At 63.1% G+C, this 20,065-nt stretch carries 19 protein-coding genes and 1 pseudogene; 9 read left to right on the top strand and 11 right to left on the bottom strand.

Annotation, left to right across the window (positions count from 1 at the left end; translation table 11 throughout):
* Positions 1-72: 72 nt before the first annotated feature.
* Positions 73-2,211: a transglycosylase domain-containing protein gene (locus tag ACXJKO_RS03690; protein WP_457089747.1), complete on the bottom strand. Its 2,139-nt coding sequence runs from the start codon at positions 2,209-2,211 to the stop codon at positions 73-75.
* Between the two features lie 136 nt (positions 2,212-2,347).
* On the opposite strand from ACXJKO_RS03690, the gene ACXJKO_RS03695 reads away from it, so the two are divergent.
* Positions 2,348-3,658 carry a cation:proton antiporter gene (locus tag ACXJKO_RS03695; RefSeq protein ID WP_457089727.1) on the top strand — a complete coding sequence of 437 codons (1,311 nt, stop codon included), beginning with the start codon at positions 2,348-2,350 and terminating at the stop codon, positions 3,656-3,658.
* A gap of 4 nt (positions 3,659-3,662) precedes the next feature.
* Here ACXJKO_RS03695 and ACXJKO_RS03700 read toward each other — a convergent pair whose 3' ends face one another.
* From ACXJKO_RS03700 to ACXJKO_RS03710, 3 genes are all read right to left on the bottom strand, one after another.
* A complete protein-coding gene (locus ACXJKO_RS03700; RefSeq protein ID WP_457089728.1) occupies positions 3,663-3,935 on the bottom strand; it encodes a DUF4242 domain-containing protein in 273 nt (90 codons plus the stop codon).
* 135 nt (positions 3,936-4,070) lie between these two features.
* Positions 4,071-5,510 (bottom strand): UdgX family uracil-DNA binding protein, encoded by a 1,440-nt coding sequence (locus ACXJKO_RS03705; protein WP_457089729.1) that lies wholly within the window; start codon positions 5,508-5,510, stop codon positions 4,071-4,073.
* Complete coding sequence (locus ACXJKO_RS03710; RefSeq protein WP_457089730.1) at positions 5,507-6,721, bottom strand: putative DNA modification/repair radical SAM protein; 1,215 nt, start codon at positions 6,719-6,721, stop codon at positions 5,507-5,509. Before ACXJKO_RS03710 ends, ACXJKO_RS03705 begins: the two co-directional genes overlap by 4 nt.
* 309 nt (positions 6,722-7,030) lie before the next feature.
* Here ACXJKO_RS03710 and ACXJKO_RS03715 point away from each other — a divergent pair, with 309 nt between their 5' ends.
* The 3 genes from ACXJKO_RS03715 to ACXJKO_RS03725 are packed head-to-tail and all read left to right on the top strand — an operon-like array spanning position 7,031 to position 9,904.
* Positions 7,031-7,576 (top strand): TRAP transporter small permease, encoded by a 546-nt coding sequence (locus ACXJKO_RS03715; RefSeq protein WP_457089731.1) that lies wholly within the window; start codon positions 7,031-7,033, stop codon positions 7,574-7,576.
* 6 nt (positions 7,577-7,582) lie between these two features.
* Positions 7,583-8,893, top strand: coding sequence for a TRAP transporter large permease (locus ACXJKO_RS03720; protein WP_457089732.1), 1,311 nt, complete (start codon positions 7,583-7,585; stop codon positions 8,891-8,893).
* A 27-nt stretch (positions 8,894-8,920) separates the two neighbouring features.
* On the top strand, positions 8,921-9,904 hold the full coding sequence (locus ACXJKO_RS03725) for a TRAP transporter substrate-binding protein (protein ID WP_457089733.1): 984 nt from the start codon (positions 8,921-8,923) through the stop codon (positions 9,902-9,904).
* 72 nt (positions 9,905-9,976) lie between these two features.
* Here ACXJKO_RS03725 and ACXJKO_RS03730 read toward each other — a convergent pair whose 3' ends face one another.
* On the bottom strand, positions 9,977-10,531 hold the full coding sequence (locus tag ACXJKO_RS03730) for a PRC-barrel domain-containing protein (protein WP_457089734.1): 555 nt from the start codon (positions 10,529-10,531) through the stop codon (positions 9,977-9,979).
* A 182-nt stretch (positions 10,532-10,713) separates the two neighbouring features.
* Positions 10,714-11,136 (bottom strand): OsmC family protein, encoded by a 423-nt coding sequence (locus ACXJKO_RS03735; RefSeq protein WP_457089735.1) that lies wholly within the window; start codon positions 11,134-11,136, stop codon positions 10,714-10,716.
* 192 nt (positions 11,137-11,328) lie between these two features.
* Between ACXJKO_RS03735 and ACXJKO_RS03740 the strand changes: the two genes are divergently transcribed.
* Both ACXJKO_RS03740 and ACXJKO_RS03745 read left to right on the top strand, forming a co-directional pair.
* A complete protein-coding gene (locus tag ACXJKO_RS03740; protein ID WP_457089736.1) occupies positions 11,329-11,970 on the top strand; it encodes a DUF1345 domain-containing protein in 642 nt (213 codons plus the stop codon).
* Between the two features lie 17 nt (positions 11,971-11,987).
* Positions 11,988-12,521, top strand: coding sequence for a GNAT family N-acetyltransferase (locus ACXJKO_RS03745; protein WP_457089737.1), 534 nt, complete (start codon positions 11,988-11,990; stop codon positions 12,519-12,521).
* A gap of 5 nt (positions 12,522-12,526) precedes the next feature.
* Here ACXJKO_RS03745 and ACXJKO_RS03750 read toward each other — a convergent pair whose 3' ends face one another.
* The 4 genes from ACXJKO_RS03750 to ACXJKO_RS03765 all read right to left on the bottom strand — a co-directional run bounded on the left by ACXJKO_RS03750 (position 12,527) and on the right by ACXJKO_RS03765 (position 15,730).
* The gene (locus ACXJKO_RS03750) at positions 12,527-13,126 is read right to left on the bottom strand and encodes a DUF2239 family protein (protein WP_457089738.1); all 600 of its coding nucleotides are present in this window, start codon (positions 13,124-13,126) and stop codon (positions 12,527-12,529) included.
* 68 nt (positions 13,127-13,194) lie between these two features.
* A complete protein-coding gene (locus ACXJKO_RS03755; RefSeq protein WP_457089739.1) occupies positions 13,195-13,737 on the bottom strand; it encodes a regulatory protein RecX in 543 nt (180 codons plus the stop codon).
* Positions 13,734-14,489, bottom strand: coding sequence for a phosphatase PAP2 family protein (locus ACXJKO_RS03760; RefSeq protein ID WP_457089748.1), 756 nt, complete (start codon positions 14,487-14,489; stop codon positions 13,734-13,736). Before ACXJKO_RS03760 ends, ACXJKO_RS03755 begins: the two co-directional genes overlap by 4 nt.
* 47 nt (positions 14,490-14,536) lie before the next feature.
* On the bottom strand, positions 14,537-15,730 hold the full coding sequence (locus ACXJKO_RS03765; RefSeq protein WP_457089749.1) for a winged helix-turn-helix domain-containing protein: 1,194 nt from the start codon (positions 15,728-15,730) through the stop codon (positions 14,537-14,539).
* Positions 15,731-15,945: 215 nt separating this feature from the next.
* Between ACXJKO_RS03765 and ACXJKO_RS03770 the strand changes: the two genes are divergently transcribed.
* From ACXJKO_RS03770 to ACXJKO_RS03780, 3 genes are all read left to right on the top strand, one after another.
* Positions 15,946-17,442 (top strand): MDR family MFS transporter, encoded by a 1,497-nt coding sequence (locus tag ACXJKO_RS03770; RefSeq protein WP_457089740.1) that lies wholly within the window; start codon positions 15,946-15,948, stop codon positions 17,440-17,442.
* 230 nt (positions 17,443-17,672) lie between these two features.
* Positions 17,673-19,220: a helicase HerA domain-containing protein gene (locus ACXJKO_RS03775; RefSeq protein ID WP_457089741.1), complete on the top strand. Its 1,548-nt coding sequence runs from the start codon at positions 17,673-17,675 to the stop codon at positions 19,218-19,220.
* A 146-nt stretch (positions 19,221-19,366) separates the two neighbouring features.
* The gene (locus ACXJKO_RS03780) at positions 19,367-19,843 is read left to right on the top strand and encodes a hypothetical protein (protein WP_457089742.1); all 477 of its coding nucleotides are present in this window, start codon (positions 19,367-19,369) and stop codon (positions 19,841-19,843) included.
* Here the strand turns inward: ACXJKO_RS03780 and ACXJKO_RS03785 are convergent.
* Positions 19,838-20,065: pseudogene (locus ACXJKO_RS03785) on the bottom strand (IS5/IS1182 family transposase); the annotation flags it as partial. The gene ACXJKO_RS03780 and the pseudogene ACXJKO_RS03785 sit on opposite strands and share 6 nt — an antisense overlap.

The following is a 20,065-nucleotide window of genomic DNA, read 5'->3' on the forward strand; positions in this document are numbered from 1 at the left end:
TCCTTGGCTTGGAAGTGAAGCCAGGATGCATGCCTGAAGGAGCCTTGGCGATTACGTCCGAGGTAAAGAAAATTACAGCCCGAACAACTTCTCGAAGAAGTTCTTCTCGCGGCTGTTGTTGCGCCGCTGCGGCGCGGGCTGAACCCACGCACTTTCGCTATTGCCCGCTGCGGCAACGCGCGGGTCCTGGCCGGCATTGGCGACAGGCACCGAGTCGCGGAAGCGCTCGCCGCCGGGCAGGCCCACGGGCTGCTTGTCTTTCAGCGCGATGGTCATGAAGCTGTGCCAGACTTCCGTCGGCAAATTGCCGCCGGTGACGCGCTTGGTGAGCGCGCCGTCATCGTTGCCGAGCCAGACGCCGGCCACGAGATTGCCCGTGAAGCCCACGAACCATGCATCCTTGTAGTCGTTGGTCGTGCCGGTCTTGCCGGCCATGGGCCAGCCGGGCACCTGCGCCTTTTGCGCCGTGCCGATGACGAAGGTGTTGTGCATCATCTCGTTCATCATCGCGACGACTTGCGGATCGATGACGCGGCCGAGGCCGCCGCCATTGGGGCGCTTGTAGACCAGCTTGCCGTCGGCGGTCTTCACTTGATTGATCACGTAAGGCGTCACGCCGATGCCGCCATTGGCGAAAGCCGCATAGGCGCTCACCAGTTCGAGCGGCGTCACCTCGGATGTACCGAGCGCGAGCGAGCCGTTGGCCTGGAGCGGCGAAGTGATGCCGAGGCGTTGTGCCGTCTGCACCACGGCCTTGGGGCCGACATCCATGTTGAGCTTCACGGCGATGGTGTTGAGCGACAGCGCGAGCGCATCGCGAAGCGCAATCGGCCCGCGATATTTGCGGTCGTAGTTCTCCGGCGTCCAACCCTTGATGTTGACGGGGCCGTCCTCATACACGGTGTCGGGGGTTAGCCCCCGCTCCATGGCGGTGAGATAGACGAAGGGCTTGAACGAGGAGCCCGGCTGGCGACGCGCGGCGGTTGCCCGGTTGAACTGGCTGGTCTCGTAGTTGCGGCCACCAACGAGGGCCTTGACCGCGCCGTCGGGCTCCATCGCCACGAAGGCGCCCTGGCTTACGTTGAACTTCTGGCCCTTGGCATTGAGCTCGTCCACCAGCACGCGCTCGGCGGCGGCCTGCATCGGCGGCTCGATGGTGGTCGAAACCACGATGTCCGATTCAATGGTGCCGACGAAATCGTCGAGCACGTCCATCACGTAATCGGCGGCGTAGTTGGCGGAGCCTGCGCCGTTGGGGCGCACGGCCTCTGCGGGCGTGCCGAGCGCCGTCTTGGTCATGCCCGGCGTGATATAGCCCAGCTCGTTCATAGCCGCGATTACCAACTCCGCGCGGGCCTGCGCGCGATCCGGGTTGCGGTTGGGCGCGAGGCGAGAGGGCGACTGGACGAGGCCTGCCAGAACGGCGGCCTCGGAAAGTGACACGTTGCGGGCGGACTTGCCGTAATAGCGCTGGGCCGCAGCCTCCACGCCATAGGCGCCGGCGCCGAAATAGACCCGGTTGAGGTAGAGTTCGAGGAGCTGGTCCTTGGAATAATTGCGCTCGAGCCAGAGCGCCAGGATCGCCTCCTGGATTTTGCGCGAGGCGGTGCGCTCCTGGGTGAGGAACAGGTTCTTGGCGAGCTGCTGCGTCAGGGTCGAGCCGCCCTGCAGGCCGCCGCTATGCGCCACGTTGCGATAGATCGCGCGGCCGATGCCGATGGGGTCGATGCCGAAATGATCGTAGAAGCGCCGGTCCTCGATGGCCACGAACGCCTTGGGCAGGTAAGGCGGAAGCTCTTTCAACGTCACCGTGCGCCCGCCTGTTTCGCCGCGATTGGCGAGAAGCGAGCCGTCGCTGGCCATGATCGCGATGTTCGGGGGCCTTTTAGGCACGGTCAGCTGATCAATGGGGGGCAGCTGCGAGGCATAGTAGGCCACCACGCCACCGACGCCGATGATGCCCCAGAGGCAGAGCACGAGGCCCGCATAGACAAGCTTACTGAAGAAGGAGCGGCCGCCCTTGCGCTTGGCTTTCCGGGGCTTTGAGGGACGGCGGGAAGGCCTGCTGTCCTCGTCATCCTGCCTGGAAGCTCGCCTGCGTGCCATGTTTCCCCCTGCCCGGTCTTCGGGCGAGAGGCGAAAATCCAGCTCCCCCGCTTCCGTAGCGGGCGCATCGAAAACCGGCTCCCGCCGGCCACGTCCGTTCGCCACGACTCTTAAACCCCGCATTCGCTCTGCCGGATTCGTCCGGCCTTCATGCTGTGGAGCACTCTAATTGTGGCGGTTTAAGGGGCGGTTAACCCGTGCAACAATGGAACTGCCGAGTTTGCACCGCGTTCGGTGCCTTATGAGCGCTTACATTGCCGTAATGACAGGCTTCGGGGTCCTGGTCCTGCTGACCGCCTGGCTCCCCATGCTCCTGAAGGAGCTGCCCCTGTCCCTGCCGATCTTCTGCGTCGGCCTCGGCGCCCTGATCTTTTCCCTGCCCCAGGTGCCCGGCATCGCTCCCCATCCCCAGGAGTATCTGGCGCTTACCGAACATCTGACCGAGTTCATCGTGATCATCGCCCTCATGGGCGCGGGGCTGAAACTCGACCGGCCGCTCGCCTGGGCCACCTGCATGCTGACCTGGCGACTTCTGGGCGTCGCCATGCCGCTGACCATCGCGGTGCTCGCGATCCTGGCCTATGCGCTCCTGGGCCTCGGTGTCGCCACCGCCGTGCTGCTCGCGGCGGCCTTGGCACCGACCGATCCGGTGCTCGCCAGCGATGTGCAGGTGGGGCCGCCCGGCGAGGGCCTCGAGGACGAGGTGCGCTTTACGCTCACCTCCGAGGCCGGCCTCAACGATGGTCTGGCCTTTCCGTTCGTGAATCTCGCCATCGCGCTTGCCGTCGCTTCACAGACCGGAGAGCCCTGGCTCTTCCATTGGTTCGGTGTGGATGTGCTCTGGAAGCTGGGGGCGGGCCTCGTCATGGGCTGGGTCGTGGGGCGCTTTCTCGGCTGGCTCACCTTCCGTCTGCCCAATCGCGCCAAGCTTTCGCGCACCGGTGACGGCTTCGTGGCCTTGGGGATTACCTGTCTCGCCTATGGCTTGACCGAGATGGCGCATGGCTACGGCTTTCTCGCCGTCTTCGTCGCGGCGCTCGGCCTCCGCTCGGTCGAGCGCAACAACAAATACCATGAGAAGCTGCATGATTTCGTCGAACAGCTGGAGCGGCTTTTGATGATGATGCTCCTCGTCCTGTTCGGCGGCGCCATTGCCGAAGGCGAGCTGTTACGCAACGTGACGCTGGATATCGTTCTTTATGCGCTCGTCGCGATCTTCCTCGTGCGTCCGCTGATCGGGTGGATCAGTCTGCTCGGACGGAAGCAGAGATGGGACGAGAAGCTCGTCATCAGCTTCTTTGGCATCAGGGGTCTCGGCTCGGCCTATTATCTCGCCTATGCCCTCAACCACGCTTCGTTCGAAAAGCCCGATATTCTCTGGAGCACGATGGGGCTCATCGTCCTCATCTCGATCCTGCTGCACGGCATCACCGTGACGCCCGTGATGCGCCATCTCGACCGTCAGCGGCAGGACAAAGGCGAGCCTGCGGAGGAATGGTGTCCGCGCGATGAAGCAGAGCCGGTTCGGGAAGCCGCCCGGGAGCGACTCTGAAACCTCACTCCGCTGTCGTGGGGTCGATGACGACTCTCACCTGCGAGATGGTATCGGCCGGCAATCCTGCCTGCCGCGCATGATTGCGGATCATCTCCTCATCCGGTGCGCGATAGATGCAGAAGATCTTGTTGTCCGTGACGTAGCTGTGGACCCACTGAATCTCGGGACCCATCGCGCGCAGGACATCGCATGAGGTTTGCGAGGCCTGTTTCAGATCCGCGGCAGACGCGTTGCCGACGCTCGGCATGTTTCGCTCGATCACGAATTGCGGCATGGCTTTCCACCGGTTGCCCGGCGCCTCTCAACGCCGGGCCGCATCAGGTCCGGCGTCGGTCACACTCTGCCCATGGCACCGAACTGGCAATGGCTCCAAATGGGTATCGCCGTCACCATGGTGTGTTGAGGCACATTATTCCGCCGCCAGTGATAATTCGCCTGTATCGAGATCCGCTTGCGCGAGATCGTGGATGCGGCGCAGGTCGTTGAGAAAAGCTTCATACGCTTCGCGCTTCGTCGCCTCGTCCGGCAGGCGCAGCAGGTATGACGGGTGAACGGTGATGTAGCCCTCATAGGTGCCGAAGCGTGCACGTCCCCGCGAGCGGGTGATCGGTGTCGCCTTGCCGGTGAGCGCGAGAAGCGCGGTCGCGCCGAGAGCGACCACGAGCTTAGGCCTCACCAGCTCCAGCTCCTTCATCAGCCAGGGCCGGTAATGCTTCACCTCGCCAGCGGTGGGCTTGGAGTGGATGCGCCTATGGCCGCGCTGCTCGAATTTGAAGTGCTTCACCGCATTGGTGAGGTAAGCATGTTCGCGGTCGATGCCGGCCTCGTTCATCGCCTTGGTCAGAAGCTTGCCTGCAGGCCCCACGAAAGGCCGGCCTTGCAGATCTTCTTGGTCGCCCGGCTGTTCGCCAACGAACATGATGTCGGCATGGGCTGGTCCTTCACCGAACACGGCCTGGGTCGCGCCGGGTACGAGCGGGCCAGCCTTCGCGATGATCGCGTTGAGTTCCTTCAGCGTCTTCGGTTCCTGATYGCGCATGGCTTCCAGGGCACGTTCAGGGGTGCGTTTTGCGGGCATCGTCGCCTCCTGTTCGATCATCAGGTCAACGCGCTGGGTGGCGCTTTGGATCAGCCCGGGAATCGCCGCCGTTTCCGGCAGGTTGCGCCAATACTTCTTCGGCATCTCGGCGCGCATGGCGGTGGGGTTCACCCGCGCGGGGTTGAACACGCTCTCGTAATAGCCGCGCCAGCCCTCCTCGAAATCGTCCGAAGCGGGTGCATCCTCCCGGTGTCCGGCTGGGCCATAGGTGAGGTTCTTGCGGTCCCAGCGCATGGAGCCGATGGGCGTCACAATGGTCCAGTCGAGGGAGCGGAAACGGTCGATGAAGAAGGGTGCCGCCGCTTCCAGAATGTAGTGATCCGGCTCGAACCAGGCCGCGAAACGCTCAAGCTCTCCTTGCATCCGCCGGAAGCGCACGAAGGCATGCATCTTGTGCAGGTCGCGCCGGATCGCGCGGGCCATCATGTCGATGCGATGCACCAGCGGATCGCTTGCGATCTCAAGCAGATCGCGCTCGCCGTTCAGCACACGCCAGACCAGCTGATAGAGCAGGGCATAGCGCTCCTCGTCCCTGTGGCACACACAAGCCTCGATCAGCCGCGCCACGCTCTTCGGCAACGAGACGGGCGCCGCCGCGCCGTGCTCGCTTTCTCCGAACAGGCTCGGTGAATCGTCGAACGACCACAGCACATGCTGGGGCGCTAGCTCCTCGGCGATCAGCCAGCGCACGGCGCGGCGAAATCCTTCGAGATCAGCTCCGGTCTTCAGGGCGATGCGGTGCAGGCTCATCCGAACAAGCTCAGCTGCTGGGGTTTCTCGATCAGGCGCTCCCGCAGATTCTCGCGGTCGAGCCTGGCTTTGGGGTGGTAATCGGAGGCAATCAAAAAAGGCTTCGCCCGCTTCAGTCCCGAGGTGAGGCGGGCGACATCATCTAGTCGCATGTTCGTGTGGCGGCGGGCGGTGACGATCTTGTCCACGGCGCGCGCGCCGAGACCGGGCACGCGCAGCAGCATCTCGCGCGGTGCCTTGTTCACATCAACGGGGAACAGGTGGCGGTTTTTGAGCGCCCAGGCGAGCTTGGGATCGACATCGAGATCGAGCATGCCTTTCTCGCCGCCAGATGCGATCTCCTCCACGTTGAAGCCGTAATAGCGCAGCAGCCAATCGGCCTGATAGAGCCGGTTTTCGCGCATCAGCGGTGGCGGCTTCAGCGGTAGGATGGCACTGGAATCGGGGATCGGGCTGAAGGCGGAATAATACACGCGCTTCAAATCGTAATGGCCGTAGAGCTTGGCGGATTTGCGCAACACATCCGCATCCGTCGTCTCGTCCGCGCCGACGATCATCTGCGTCGTCTGGCCGGCGGGCGAATAATGGCGGCGCTCCTCGCGCGCTTCCTCGATTCGCTCGAACATCTGCCCCATGGCGGTCTCGATGGACGCGCCGTCCTTCTCCGGCGCCAATTGTTCGAGACTCTTCTCGGTGGGCAGCTCGAGGTTGATCGACAACCGGTCCGCCCACAACCCCGCTTCCTCGATTAGCCAGGGGCTCGCCTCGGGGATGGTCTTGAGATGGATGTATCCGCGAAAGCCGTGGTCGCGGCGCAGCTTCTTCGCGACCAGCAGCATCGGCTCCATGGTGTAATCGGGCGAGCGGATGATGCCCGACGAGAGGAACAGCCCCTCGATATAATTGCGCTTGTAGAACTCGATCGTGAGCGTCACCACCTCGTCCACGGAGAACTTGGCGCGCTTCACATTGGACGAGCGCCGGTTCACGCAATAGGCGCAGTCGAATAGGCAGTAATTCGTCAAAAGAATTTTCAACAGGGACACGCAGCGCCCGTCCGGCGTGTAAGCGTGGCAGATGCCGGATGCCGTGGTGGAGCCCAGACTGTCCACATCGGCCTTGCGCTTGGGCGCGCCCGAGGAAGAGCAGGAAGCGTCATACTTGGCCGCGTCTGCCAGGATGCGCAGCTTCTTGGAAAGCTTTTCGTCCATGGTTCCCCGCAGGATTGTTCGTGGTTTGTTCTAGCACGGAGATAGGAAGAAAGCGAGGCATGCCCACGGGGCGGGTGGTCGCATGGGATCCGAGGCAACGGCGTCATCTCGGATGGCTCACGTCGTCCGAGATCGGTTACGCTATCCAGAATGACGCCAAGCTCAGCCGCCATCCCCGCAGGCAATTGCCGAACGCACATGCACTAAAGCCTTAAGCTTTTGCACTGGAAACATCCGAGACCCTTGTCCTACACTTCCCCTGCGGTAATTTCGTAACGCGCCCGACATGTGTGAGAGAAAACACCCTGCATGATCCGTTCCGTTCTCGACGGTCTCTATCTCTTCGCCGGCTACCTCGCTGGCATTTTCCTTCTCGTCATCTTCCTGCTCATGATGGGCCTCTCCCTAGGGCGGGGCGTGGGGTTCAATATTCCCGCGGGCGATGATTTCGCGTCCTGGTCCATGGCGGCGATGGCTTTTCTAGGCCTCGCCCATACCTTCCGCTCCGGCGAGATGATCCGGGTCGGCCTGCTCACCGACCGGCTGCATGGCAAGGCCCGCTGGTGGGCGGAAATGTTTTCCCTCGTGATCGGTGTCGGCTTCGTCGGGTTCTTCGCCTGGCATGCGGTGCAGCTCACCTATGACAGCTATCGTTTCAACGACATGGCGCAGGGCGTTCTGGCGGTGCCGCTGTGGATCCCGCAGATCGGTTATGCGGCGGGCCTCGTGATCCTCTTCATCGCCTTTGTCGACGAGTTCATGCATGTGCTGCGCGGCGGCGATCCGCGTTACGAGAAGCCCCCTGCCACCACTGCCGAAGAGGTGGTGGAGCGTGCCATCCAGAGTGGAGTGTAAGGCCCCATGGAACTCATCGAGATTGCGGGCCTGCTTCTCCTGTTGCTTGCGGTGCTTCTCGCGGGCGGCGTGTGGATCGCCATCGCGCTCATGGCCTGCGGCTGGGTCGGCATGCAGTTCGTGGGTGGCGGCATTCCGGCGGGCTCGGTGCTCGCCACTACGATCTGGGGCAATTCCGCGTCCTGGACGCTTGCCGCCTTGCCGCTCTTCATTTGGATGGGCGAGATCCTGTTCCGCACGCGATTGTCCGAAGAGATGTTTCGCGGCCTCGCGCCGTGGCTCAACTGGCTGCCGGGCCGGTTGATGCATGTGAACGTGCTCGCCTGCGGCATCTTCGGTTCCGTCTCCGGCTCGTCTGCCGCCACCTGCGCGACGGTGGCGAAGATCGCGCTGCCGGAATTGAAGAAGCGCGGCTACAACGAGATGGTGAGTTTAGGGAGCCTCGCAGGGGCGGGCACGCTCGGCATTCTCATCCCACCCTCGATCACCATGGTGGTCTATGCGGTGGCGGCGAATGTGTCGATCATCCAGATCTTCCTCGCGGGCTTCCTGCCGGGCCTTCTCGTGATGGCGCTCTATTCCGGCTACATCGCCGTGTGGTCGCTGCTCAATCCGTCGAAATCGCCGCCTCCTGAGCCGAAGATGACGTTTCGCGAGAAACTGAGGGAATCGACCAATCTCATTCCCGTGGCGCTTCTTATCGCGCTGGTGTTCCTGACACTCCTGCTCGGCTGGGCGACAGCGACGGAATGTGCGGCCTGGGGCGTGCTGGGTTCCCTTGCCATCGCATGGTGGTCAGGCTCGCTGTCGTGGGAGTCGTTCTGGGCCAGCGTGATGGGCACCACGCGCATCACGTGCATGATCATGCTGATCCTGGCGGGCGCGTCCTTCATGTCCACATCCATGGCCTATACGGGAATTCCGCAGGCGCTCGCCACCTGGGTCGACGGGCTGCACCTCTCGCCTTACGCGCTCATCGCCGCGCTCACGATCATGTACATCCTGCTCGGCACCGCGCTCGACGGCATTTCGATGATCGTGCTCACCACGGCGGTGGTGATCCCCATGGTGAAGACGGCCGGTTTCGACCTCATCTGGTTCGGCATCTTCCTCATTCTCGTGGTCGAGATGGCGGAGGTCTCGCCGCCCGTCGGCTTCAATCTCTTCGTGCTTCAAACCATGTCGGGCAAGGATTCGAACACGGTGGCGCTCGCAGCCTTGCCGTTCTTCTTCCTGCTCGTCGTCGCGGTCGCGATCATCACGGTGTTTCCGGAAATCGTGATGCTGCTGCCGCAAATCGCCTTCCCGGATTCATAAGATCAAAACACCAGAGGAGAACCCATCATGAAAACCTGGACTCGCCTTTCCTTGAGCTTGGCCGGCGCCCTTTTGTTGAGCGCGCCCGCGATGGCGCAAACCAAATGGAACCTGCCGGCCGCTTATCCGCCGGACAACTTCCACACGGAAAACCTCAATGCCTTCGCCAAGGACGTTTCCGAGGCGACGGGCGGCAAGCTGCAGATCACGGTTCACGGCAACGCCTCGCTCTTCAAGGCGCCGGAGATCAAGCGCGCGGTCCAGACCGGCCAGGCGCAGGCCGGCGAAGTGCTGATGTCGCTGCATGAGAACGAGGATCCGATCTACGGTCTCGACGTGGTGCCCTTCCTCGCTACCTCCTTCGACCAGTCGAAGAAGCTGTGGGACGTGCAGAAACCTGCCATCGAGAAAAAGCTCGCAAACCAGGGCCTGATGCTGCTTTATGCAGTGCCGTGGCCGCCGCAGGGCATCTTCGCCAAGAAGGACATCAACACCGTCGAGGACCTGAAGGGCGCGAAATGGCGCTCCTATAATGTCGGCACCGCGCGCATTGCGGAAATCGTCGGCGCGCAGCCGGTGACAGTGCAGGCAGCCGATCTGCCGCAGGCGCTGGCGACCGGTGTGGTCAACACTTTCATGACCTCGGGCGCCACCGGCTACGACTCGAAGGTGTGGGAGTCGCTCACACATTTCTACGACACGCAGGCTTGGATTCCGAAGAACATCACCTTCGTGAACAAGGCGGCATTCGATGCGCTCGACAAGCCGACGCAGGAGGCCGTGCTGAAGGCCGCCAAGACGGCCGAAGAGCGTGGCTGGAAGACCGCCCAGGAAAAGACCAAGTGGTACACGGAGCAGATGGCTTCGAAAGGCATGAAGGTTCAGTCGCCGAGCGCCGAGCTGAAATCGGGATTGCAGAAGGTCGGCGAGCAGTTGACGCAGGACTGGCTGAAGAAAGCCGGCTCCGACGGCCAAGCCATCATCGACGGCTACAAAAAGGCCGCGATGTAAGAACGCGGTTTATAGGACACAAAAAGAAAGGGGCCTTTTCAGGCCCCTTTCTCATATCCGCCGATACTCAACTTAGCGGCTGTAGTGGAACTCAGGCATGCTCTTGAGCTGATCCTTGGTCATGTTGACCATGGCGTGATCAGGCGCCGTGCGGTTGGCGTCGGTCGCTGCCGTGGTGCCGGTCGTGCCCATGGTCGTAGAGCCGGTCGTGTTCGGCGCGGTGGTCGTCGTGGCCGTGCCGGGTGCGACGCCCGGAGCGCCTGTCGTGGTCGTGGTGGTCGCGGCCATGGCGCGCGGCTCGTTCACGAACTTGACCTGATCGAAAGCAATGGCCACGTCGCGTTCGCCGATGCCGAGGAAGCCGCCGACGCCGACTACGACGGCCTGGATCTGGCCGTTCGAGTCGACCAGCATTTCGCTGATGTCGCCGATCTTCTCATTATTGTTGTTGTAAACGTCCAGACCCTCGATCTTGGAGGCGCGCCACTGCCCCGGCTGCATCTGGGTCATGGTGCTCATCGTCGTCGTCGTTGTCGTCGTGGAGCTAGAAGGCTGAGTTTGAGCCATCGCGGGCGCACAGATCAGCGCGGAACCGAGAAGTGCCATCGTAAGATGCTTCGAGAGCATGATTATCCTCCAATTTTTTGCTTCGACGCGTAAAATGCGCCTCTTCGGCTTAACGGCGAGGAACGCAATTAGTTCTCTGTGCGTCAGCGAAGCATCCGCAGCTCTCATCAAATCGAGATGGCCGGGACGAGCCCGGCCATGACGTAGAGGAAACGAGAGGATTCAGCTTTAAGGTCAGGCTCTCAAGCCAAGGTAAAATCCATCGTGATTTCGGCGTTGAGGACGCGCGAAACCGGGCAGTTCTTCTCAGCGGCACGCGCCAGTTCCTCGAACTTGGCGCGATCGATGCCGGGCACGTTCGCGGTCAGAGTGAGGGCCGACTTCTTGATCGCGAAGCCGCTGCCTTCCTGCTCGAGGGAAACAACCGCTTCCGTGGCAAGTTCCGTCGGGGTGAAGCCCGCGCCCTGGAGCTGGAAGGCGAGCGCCATGGTAAAGCAGCCCGCATGCGCGGCGGCGATCAATTCTTCCGGGTTCGTGCCCTTCTCGTTCTCGAAGCGGGTCTTGAAGGAATAGGGCGTAGAGGACAGAACGCCGGAATCGGACGTGAGGTGGCCGCTGCCCTCCTTGCCGGTGCCCTGCCAAACGGCTCTTGCCTTACGGTTCATCATGCTCTCCTTTTACGGTCGGGCTTGGGGAACTAGCGCACCGTGCGGAAAAGTGGACCCGCTTTTCAGCTTAAACGATGCGCCAGTCTAAGAAGGCAGACATGCGACGGCAGCCTCCAGGGCTAAATGTGCATAATCGGTTTGCCGGCATTGTGGGCTTCGGGCCATTTTAGTTGAGATGCATCCTTGTTCATGACCTTCCTTCAATCCCGCCTGCGCCTGCGTCTTCTCGGTTCGGCGATCGTCACTCTTCTCGTTTTCGTCCTGTTGCCGAGATCCTGGAGTGCGAATTCGCGGTTTCTGGTGAGCTGGGATATCGGAGTGGCCTGTTATCTCATCCTGGCGTGGACCATGGCTGCTCGCTCCTCGACCAAGGCGATGGAGCGGAGGGCAGCCCAGGAGGACGAGGCGGGCGCCGTGATTCTTGCGCTCACCGTGGCGGCGGCTGTCGCCAGCCTCATCGCCATCGCCGCCGAGCTGAGCGGCATCAAGGCCGATCAGAGCGGGCAGCAGGTCTTCGGGCTCGCGATCGCAGGTGTCACCATTCTCTGTTCATGGTTTTTCGTGCACACGATCTATGCCATCCATTATGCCCACGAATATTACGGCGACGAAGGCGAGCGTCAGGGCCTTGCCTTCCCGGACAAGGAGCAGCCGGATTACTGGGATTTTCTCTATTTCTCTTTCAATATCGGCGCAGCGGGGCAGACCTCGGACGTAGCGATCGTGTCCAAGCGCATGCGCCGCCTAGCCCTGGCCCACACCATCATGTCCTTCCTGTTCAACACCACAATCCTTGCGCTGGCCGTGAATGTCGGCGCGGGGCTCCTCTAACGATTTGGTTGAAAGATATGTCCGGTTCCTCTCCCGCAATCGTTCCGGTGATCGAGACGGAGCGCCTCGTCCTTCGCGGCCACCGGATCGATGATTTCGCGGATTCCTTTGCCCTCTGGTCCGATCCGCAGGTGACGCGTTTCATTGGCGGACGGCCTTCGACGCAGGAGGAGGTCTGGGGCCGGCTGCTGCGCTATATCGGCCATTGGTCGCTGCTCGGCTTCGGCTATTGGGCGGTCGAGGAAAAGGCTACTGGGCGTTTCATCGGCGAAACGGGCTTTGCCGAAGGCAAGCGCGAGATCGAGCCGTCGCTCATCGGCATTCCGGAAGCCGGCTGGGCGTTGTCTCCGCAAGTCCACGGCAAGGGCTATGCGACGGAAGCCGTGCGGGCGGTTATCGCCTGGGGCGAGCGCCATTTCGGCCCCGTCCGCACCGCCTGCATCATCGCGCCTGAGAACACGCCATCGATCCGCGTGGCCGAGAAATGCGGATACCGGGAGATTCAGCGCACGACCTACAAGGACAGCCCGACCATCATGTATGTGCGCTGAGGGTTTCAGGCGTCCTCGAACGCGGCGCCGGACAGCATCTCGGCATGATGGCGCAGATCCTGCGGCCATGAGGCGATATGCTTGCTGAAGCCAGCCTTGTCGCCCGCAAACAGGGCGCGTGAAGCCTCTTCGAAGCCCGGCTGATCGCCCGCGAGCATCGACATGAAGCGATACAGGACGTCCCGGCCTTCGCGCTGGCGATCCTTGGCCTGATGCGAGCGCCTTGCATCCTCCACGAGCTTGCGCAGGGCTACCGATGCGCCGCCCGGCTGACCGTTGAGCCATTCCCAATGGCGCGGAAGCAGGGTGACCTCCCGCGCGACCACGCCAAGCTTGGGCCGTCCCGGACCGCGCGGCGTATCCTCAGGCTCCGGCTCAGCTTGCGCATCCGATTGAGCGGGCAGGCGCTTCACCACATCGTCGGCCGTTCCGCGAAGGTCCACCTCCACGAGACGGCAGGTCGCGTTGTCCAGGATGACGAGCGGCGCCTGCTCGCCCTTGTCCAGCGATTCATGCGCCTTGAGCGCAACATGGCGCAGGTCTCCGGACGCCACATGCCGGGAGCCCGCGAAGGCGGTGTAGGGAGAAAGGGTGTCATGGTTCATGGTCTGCTCCTATGTTGGAGCAGGTTTTACCCGGGTTAAATTATCCAGTCAATATCATCCGGGTAAAATTATGTCTCCTCGCGCTCACCGTCGATGATGTGGCGGGCTACGTCAAAACGAAAACCGGCGCGGGCGAGGGAGGCCAGGTCCTTGTCGCGGTAAGGCGCGCGCTCGCCGGGCCGATAGGGGCCGAGCTTGCGGCGGCGGGCAAAGGCGTGGGCGGCCTTTTCCTCGTCGTCCTCCTCGCCGCCTTCGAGCGCCGCCGCGATGGTGCTCCGGTCCACGCCCTTGGCCGAGAGCTTGGCCTGAATGGCGCGGGCCGAGCCTCCTCGCCGCCGCAGGGTCGCGACGCGGGCCTCCGTGTAGCGGGTATCGTCGATGAGCCCGATGCGGAGGCTTTTCGCCACCACCTCGTCGATCAACTCATGGAATTCGGACGGGTCCTCTCCGCGCAGGCGGCAGCGCTTGTCCACCTTGCGGCGCAGCACTCGCCGCAGGTTCTCGGCGGAGGACGAATAGCGTTCGAGATAGGCGAGCGCCGCCCGCTGCAGGTAGGCGGGCGTAACCTTCCGCGGAGGCTTTTTCGCCTTCGGGTCGGGCGCGTCGCTCATGCGCGGTCCACGTCTGCGTGGGGCGTCGAGGTTTCGCCCGGCCTTTCCACCTGCCCGCGCCGCTGCAATTGTAGGGCGACGAACCAGCAGAGCGAGGCCCAGGCCGCGCCGATGGACCAGCCGGCGAGCACGTCGCTCGGCCAGTGCACGCCGAGATAGACGCGGCTCACGCCGACCATGAGGGTCATGGTGATGGCAAGCCCCATGATAAAGGCGCTGATGCGGCGGCTTTTCTCGACGCGGGCGAGCAACGCGCCGAGGGTCAGGTAAGTGATGGCCGATAGCATGGCATGGCCGCTCGGAAAGCTGGCCGTATAGACGCGTGCAGCATGGGGCACGAGATCGGGCCGGGGCCGCTCGAAGCCCATTTTCAGACCCGTCGAGAGAAGCGCTCCGCCGACGATGGAAACGAGGACGAGAAGGGCCGCGCCCCGCTTTCCCGCCATCAGCAGATAGATGACCGCTGCCGACGTCAGAAGCGTGAGGATCGCGTAGCCGCCGAGGCCTGTGAAATCGCGTGCGGCTTCCTCCAGCCAACTCGGACCCAAAGGATTGGCGAGATCCTGAGGATTACGCAGCGAAAGCAGGATCGTGCTGTCGAGGGCATGGGTCTCGCCTTCGAAGACCTCATCGGCGATCGAGATGAAGGCCCAGGCGAAGAACCCGCAAGCGGCAAGCGACAGGAGCGGCCCGATTTCATTGAGGCGCAGGCGAACCCAGATATGGGTTATGGGGGAGAGAAAATTGGTCATGGCAGGGAGGAAATAGGCGTTTTTGCCGAGGTTGCGAGAGTGGGCTATCACACGCCCAGCATCCTGCGCCATGCTTTCGGCGCAGCGATCTCGGTGAGGTTGAGCCAATCGGCCATCAGGCGAAGCTCTTCGCCGAGCGCCGGGGCGATCTCCGCCGGCGGCACCGACGCCTCCGGGTGAATCGAGTGGACGATGAGGCGGCCATTGGCGCGGTCGGCCTTGAGATCCACCCGCGCGACGATCTTCTCGCCCATGAGGAATGGCAGGCAGTAATAGCCGAATTCGCGCTTCTCGGCGGGGGTGTAGATCTCGATGCGATAGCGGAAATCGAACAGGCGCTCCGTGCGCGTGCGCTCCCAGACGATGGGGTCGAAGGGCGAGACGAGGGAGCGCGTATCCACGCGGCGCGGGAACTTGGCTTCTGGGTCAAGATAGACCGGCCCATTCCAGCCATCGACGTTGACGGGAAGCAGGTCGCCTGCCTCGACCAGCTCCGCAATGCGCAGCTTCGTATCCGGCGCGTCGAGGCGGAAATAATCGCGCAGGCAGCGCTCCGAGGCGATGCCGAGCGCGCGGATCGAGCGCCGCAGCAATTCGCGCTGCGCCTCGTCTTCATCGGGTGTGGGCGTGTTCAGAACGGCGGAGGGCAACACGCGCTCGGGCAGGTCGTAGATGCGCTCGAAGCCGCGCCGCGTCGCGGTCGTCACCTCGCCGGCCCAGAACAGCCATTCCAGCGCCCGCTTGCCGTCGCTCCAGCCCCACCAGGAGCCCTGGCCCTTGCCGCCGCCCGACAATTCGCCGGCAGCCATGGGGCCGCGCGTGGCGATCTCGCGCCGGACCTCCTCGATGAAGGCGCGCTTCTCCCGGCCGAAACGGGCGAGCCCGCCATAGATGCCCTCGCCCCGCGCCGCGCATGCCATGCGCCAGCGGAAATGGGGATGGAGATCGAGGGAAATCAGCGAGGCCTCGTGGCCCCAGTATTCGAAGGTCTCGCGCTTTTTCGGGTGATAGGCGGCCCGTTCCAGGAGCTCCCGGTCATAGGCCCCGAGCCGCGAGAACAGGGGCATGTAATGGGCCCGCACCAGCACGTTGACGGAATCGATCTGGAGCAGATGCGAACGCTGAAGCTGGCGCCGCAGATGCCGTGCGCCAGCGAGCTCCGGGCGGCCTTCGTGAAATCCTTGGGCGGCCAGCGCCACGCGGCGGGCCTGGGCGAGAGAGAGCTTGGTGCGAGGAGCCATGAGATCTTCGGAGATGGACACGAAAGAGCTAGCGTTATCCAAGTGTCTCCCGCAAGAGGGGGAACATGCGGGCAAGAGCGTGCTTAACACGATCGTGAGGCCCGATTGCATATCTGTTCTGCGCTGGACGTCGGGCCAAGGCGGTGCAATTCCCTGTAGAGAGGCATACGCCGAGCGTGTTCCGCCGGAACGCGCCGTGTCGAGCGATGGATAAAATGGACCAGGCCACCAACGAGAGTCTCCGCAGCCAGCAGGCGCCCTTGAGCCATTCGGAAATCAGCAGGATCATCATCGGCGTGATGATCGCCATGTTCCTGGCGGCCCTCGACCAGACGATCATCGCAACGGCGCTTCCGACCATCGGTCATGAGCTTGGCGATTTCGAGCATCTGCCATGGGTGGTGACGGCCTATCTGCTCGCCTCCACGGCGGTCACGCCGCTCTATGGCAAGTTCAGCGACATCCATGGGCGGCGCATTACGATGCTGATCGGCATCGTGATTTTCATCATCGGCTCCATCGCCTGCGCGCTCGCACCCAACATGATCGTTCTCGTCCTGGCGCGCGGCCTTCAGGGTGTCGGCGGCGGCGGCCTGATCGCCATGGCCCAGACCATCGTGGGCGATCTGGTGCCGCCCAAGGAACGCGGGAAATTTCAGGTCTATTTTGCCAGCGTATTCATGTCGTCGAGCCTGCTCGGGCCGGTGCTCGGCGGGTTTTTCGCGGAACACCTGCACTGGTCCGTGATCTTCTGGATCAACGTGCCGCTCGGCTTCATCGCGCTCGGCATCGTCCAGCGGGAGCTCAAGAAGCTTCCGCGCCACGACCGCCCGCACAGCCTCGATATCCTGGGCGCGGTCCTGATGGTGTCGGCCACCGTTTCCCTGCTGCTTGCCTTGAGCTGGGGTGGCCTGCGCTATCCGTGGTTTTCCGCGCAGATCGGGGCTCTTCTGGCCCTGTCGCTCGGGCTATGGGTCGTGTTCGCCTTCCGCATGAGGCTGGCGCGTGAGCCCCTGATTCCGCCCGGCGTGCTGCGCAATCCCGTGGTGCGCATGGGCACGCTCGCCGCCTGCTTCGCCATGGGCACCTATATCGGCCTGACCATCTACCTGCCGGTCTATTTCGAATCCGTGCGCGGCATTTCCGCGAGCCAATCGGGCTTAGGGTTGATCCCACTCATGGCGGGCACGGTGGCAGGCGCCACGCTCTCCGGCCGCTCCATGGCCAAGGTCCGCCATTACAAGCGGCTTCCCGTTGCGGGCATTGCCGTCGCCATCCTTGGATGCGTCATCCTGGCGGTGCTGCCCGGTCTGCCCATTTGGGCCATCGAAGTCATTCTCGGCGTGCTGAGCATCGGTCTGGGCACGATCCTGCCCGTTACCACGGTGGCGATCCAGAACGCCGTGGCGCTGCACGATCTCGGCACGGCGACCGGAACCGCCAACTTCTTCCGCTCCCTCGGAGGCGCATTCATCGTGGCGTTGTTCGGCGCGATCCTCTTGGGCATGTCCGGCCTTCAGGGCGCCGGCAGCTTCGAGAGCCTGGGCGAGGCCGCTTCCCGCAGCGGCGTCGATCTCTCCGTGGTCTTCGGCTACATTTTCTGGGCGGCCGCTGCCGGTTTCACGCTGGCGCTCGGCTTCCTGATCGCCATGAAGGAGCTTCCCTTACGCGGCTCGGCGGTGAAGGCGGCGGAAGCGGCCATCGCCGATTGATCAAGCCTCGCTGGCGATTCGGCTTTCAGAGGCGGGAAGGGGCATCGGGTCTCCCGAAAATGGTTCGTTCCAGGGTTAATGAGCCCGGCCATTCTCCGGTTTCGCGCTTCTGCGGCGTCATGCCTGGGGATAGGCATGCATGCCTGTGGAGGATTCCCGCGCTTATGGCACCTGTCACGGCTTGGCCGTGTTAGGACCACACGGAATTCAAAACCTGATGAGGGAGGCTGATGAAGGTCGGCATCGACATGGGAGTGGCGTCCTCCGCACCCGGAGGAACGCAGGCTCTGCTCGATCTGGAGGAGCTTCTGGCGACGCGTCTGCTCGTCCAGGGCAATTCCGGCTCGGGCAAGTCGCATCTGCTGCGCCGCCTCCTGGAGCAGAGCGCCAACCTCGTCCAGCAGGCCATCATCGACCCCGAGGGCGATTTCGTCACGCTCGCCGACAAGTTCGGCCATGTGGTGGTGGATGCCTCCCGCAGCGAGGGCGACCTTCAGCGCATCGCGGCCCGCGTGCGCCAGCACCGGGTCTCCGTGGTGCTCAGCCTGGAAGGCCTCGACAGCGAAGCCCAGATGCGCTGCGCGGCGGCCTTCCTGGGCGGCCTCTTCGATGCGGAGCGCGATTTCTGGTATCCGATGCTCGTGGTGGTGGACGAGGCGCAGCTTTTCGCCCCCGCCGCGGCCGGCGAGGTCTCCGACGAAGCGCGTAAGGTTTCGCTCGGCGCCATGACCAACCTCATGTGCCGTGGCCGTAAACGCGGGCTCGCCGGCATCATCGCCACGCAGCGCCTTGCCAAACTCGCCAAGAACGTGGCGGCGGAAGCCTCGAACTTCCTCATGGGCCGCACCTTCCTCGACATCGACATGGCCCGCGCCGCCGACCTTCTGGGCATGGAGCGCCGCCAGGCCGAGATGTTCCGCGACCTGGAGCGCGGGCATTTCGTGGCGCTCGGCCCGGCGCTGTCGCGCCGCCCGCTGCCGATCCGCATCGGCGATGTGGAGACCTCCGCCCGTTCCGGCAGCTTCAAGCTCATGCCGCTGCCGGAGCAGCCCAAGGAAGACGCCCGCGATCTCATCTTCAAGGCAGGCGAGGCCGAGCTTGCCGCCCGCCCCGTCATGCCCCGCCGCGCGCCGCCTCCGCCGCCGGCCCCCTCGACCAACGATCTCCTGGCCCAGCTCGCCCGCACCCGGCCTGCCGCCGCGCCCGAGCCCGAGGCCGAGCCGACTGCGGAATCGAAGGCCGAGCGCGATGCGACGCTCGACGCGATCCTGCGCGAAATTCTCGATGATCCCGAGGCCGCCTTCCGCTCCGTGGCGGTGCTCTATCAGGATTTCCTCGTGCGCTGCCGCATCCGGCGCGTGGCTGGCGAGCCCCTGAACCTCAACGCCTTCCGCCGCCGCCTCGCGGTCGCCCGCGCGGGCGTCAACACCGCCATCGCCGATGGCTCCGAGTGGGACCGCGCGGTCGCCTTCGCGGCGGATCTCGAGGAAGACCTGCAAGGCGTCTACCTGATCCTCGCCCGCGCCGCCATGGAAGGCTCAGCCTGCCCGCCCGACGGCGAAATCGCCCGCGCCTGCGGCAGCCGCTCCCCCGGCCGCGCCCGCCGCCTCGTCGCCTACATGGAAACCCGCAACATCGTCGTCACCCGTAACGATCCGAGGGGCCTGCGCATCATCGCCCTGCCGGACTTGGGCTGGGAGACGGGACCGGGCGATCCGAACGCGTTCGAGGAGCCGCAGGCGATCTCGGACGCTCAGCATTTGTTTGCGGCGGGGTGAGATAATTCTGCGCCTTCATAAAGCGCTCAATAACTGCTGCTCTGTATTAAATTGCATAAGAAGTTGTGAAGAATACTCCAAGCAATGTTCTGTTATAAGCCTTCTAGCCTCTATAGTGCGTTTAGAGGCAACGCTTGGAGCAATTAATGGATTTGTCTGATATTGGAGCTATGGGCTCGGCATTAATTGCCCTTATTGCTCTAATAAGACCCGAGATGTCGACCTTGTTTCGGCGTTGGACTAATCGTCTGGAACTTTATCGTGCAGGCCGAGTCGAGATTGGGTTTTCTTCCTTTGGCGGTACAATTGGGCTTTTTGGAACGCTTCGTGCCATCGCGCATGATCAATTGATTAGTTCTATGRCCGTCACGGTAGTGCGGAAGCGGGATCATCTTCGCCATACATTTGAATGGGCTGCCTTCAGACCGGTTACTATTTACGACCCGCAACCAGTCTTCCAGATGGCTACAGGATTTTTAGTACAAGTAGCCCAGCCCCATAGATTCTCAATTCAGTTCCATGATCGAGAAACACAAGAACGAATTGCTGATATCCTAGAACCGTTACGTGAAACTTTCCTCCAATATCTTGAAGAGACTAAGAGTCCGTCCCGTAAATCATGAGCATCGACCCAAGCGGCGGATGAGGAGCATGACGGAAGCGGCGTAGAGGAACGCTCGRGCTGACGTGAGTGTCGCCTCAGGATCCTTCCAGAGCCTGCGATTGCGACTAATCCAGGCGAAGAATCTTTCAACAACCCAGCGGCGTGGGTGTACCGCAAAGCCGACTTGATCAGGCGGCTTTCTGACGATCTCGATTCGGATCGAAGTGGCCTGGGCCGGGGT

Source organism: Microvirga sp. P5_D2 (assembly GCF_054049475.1).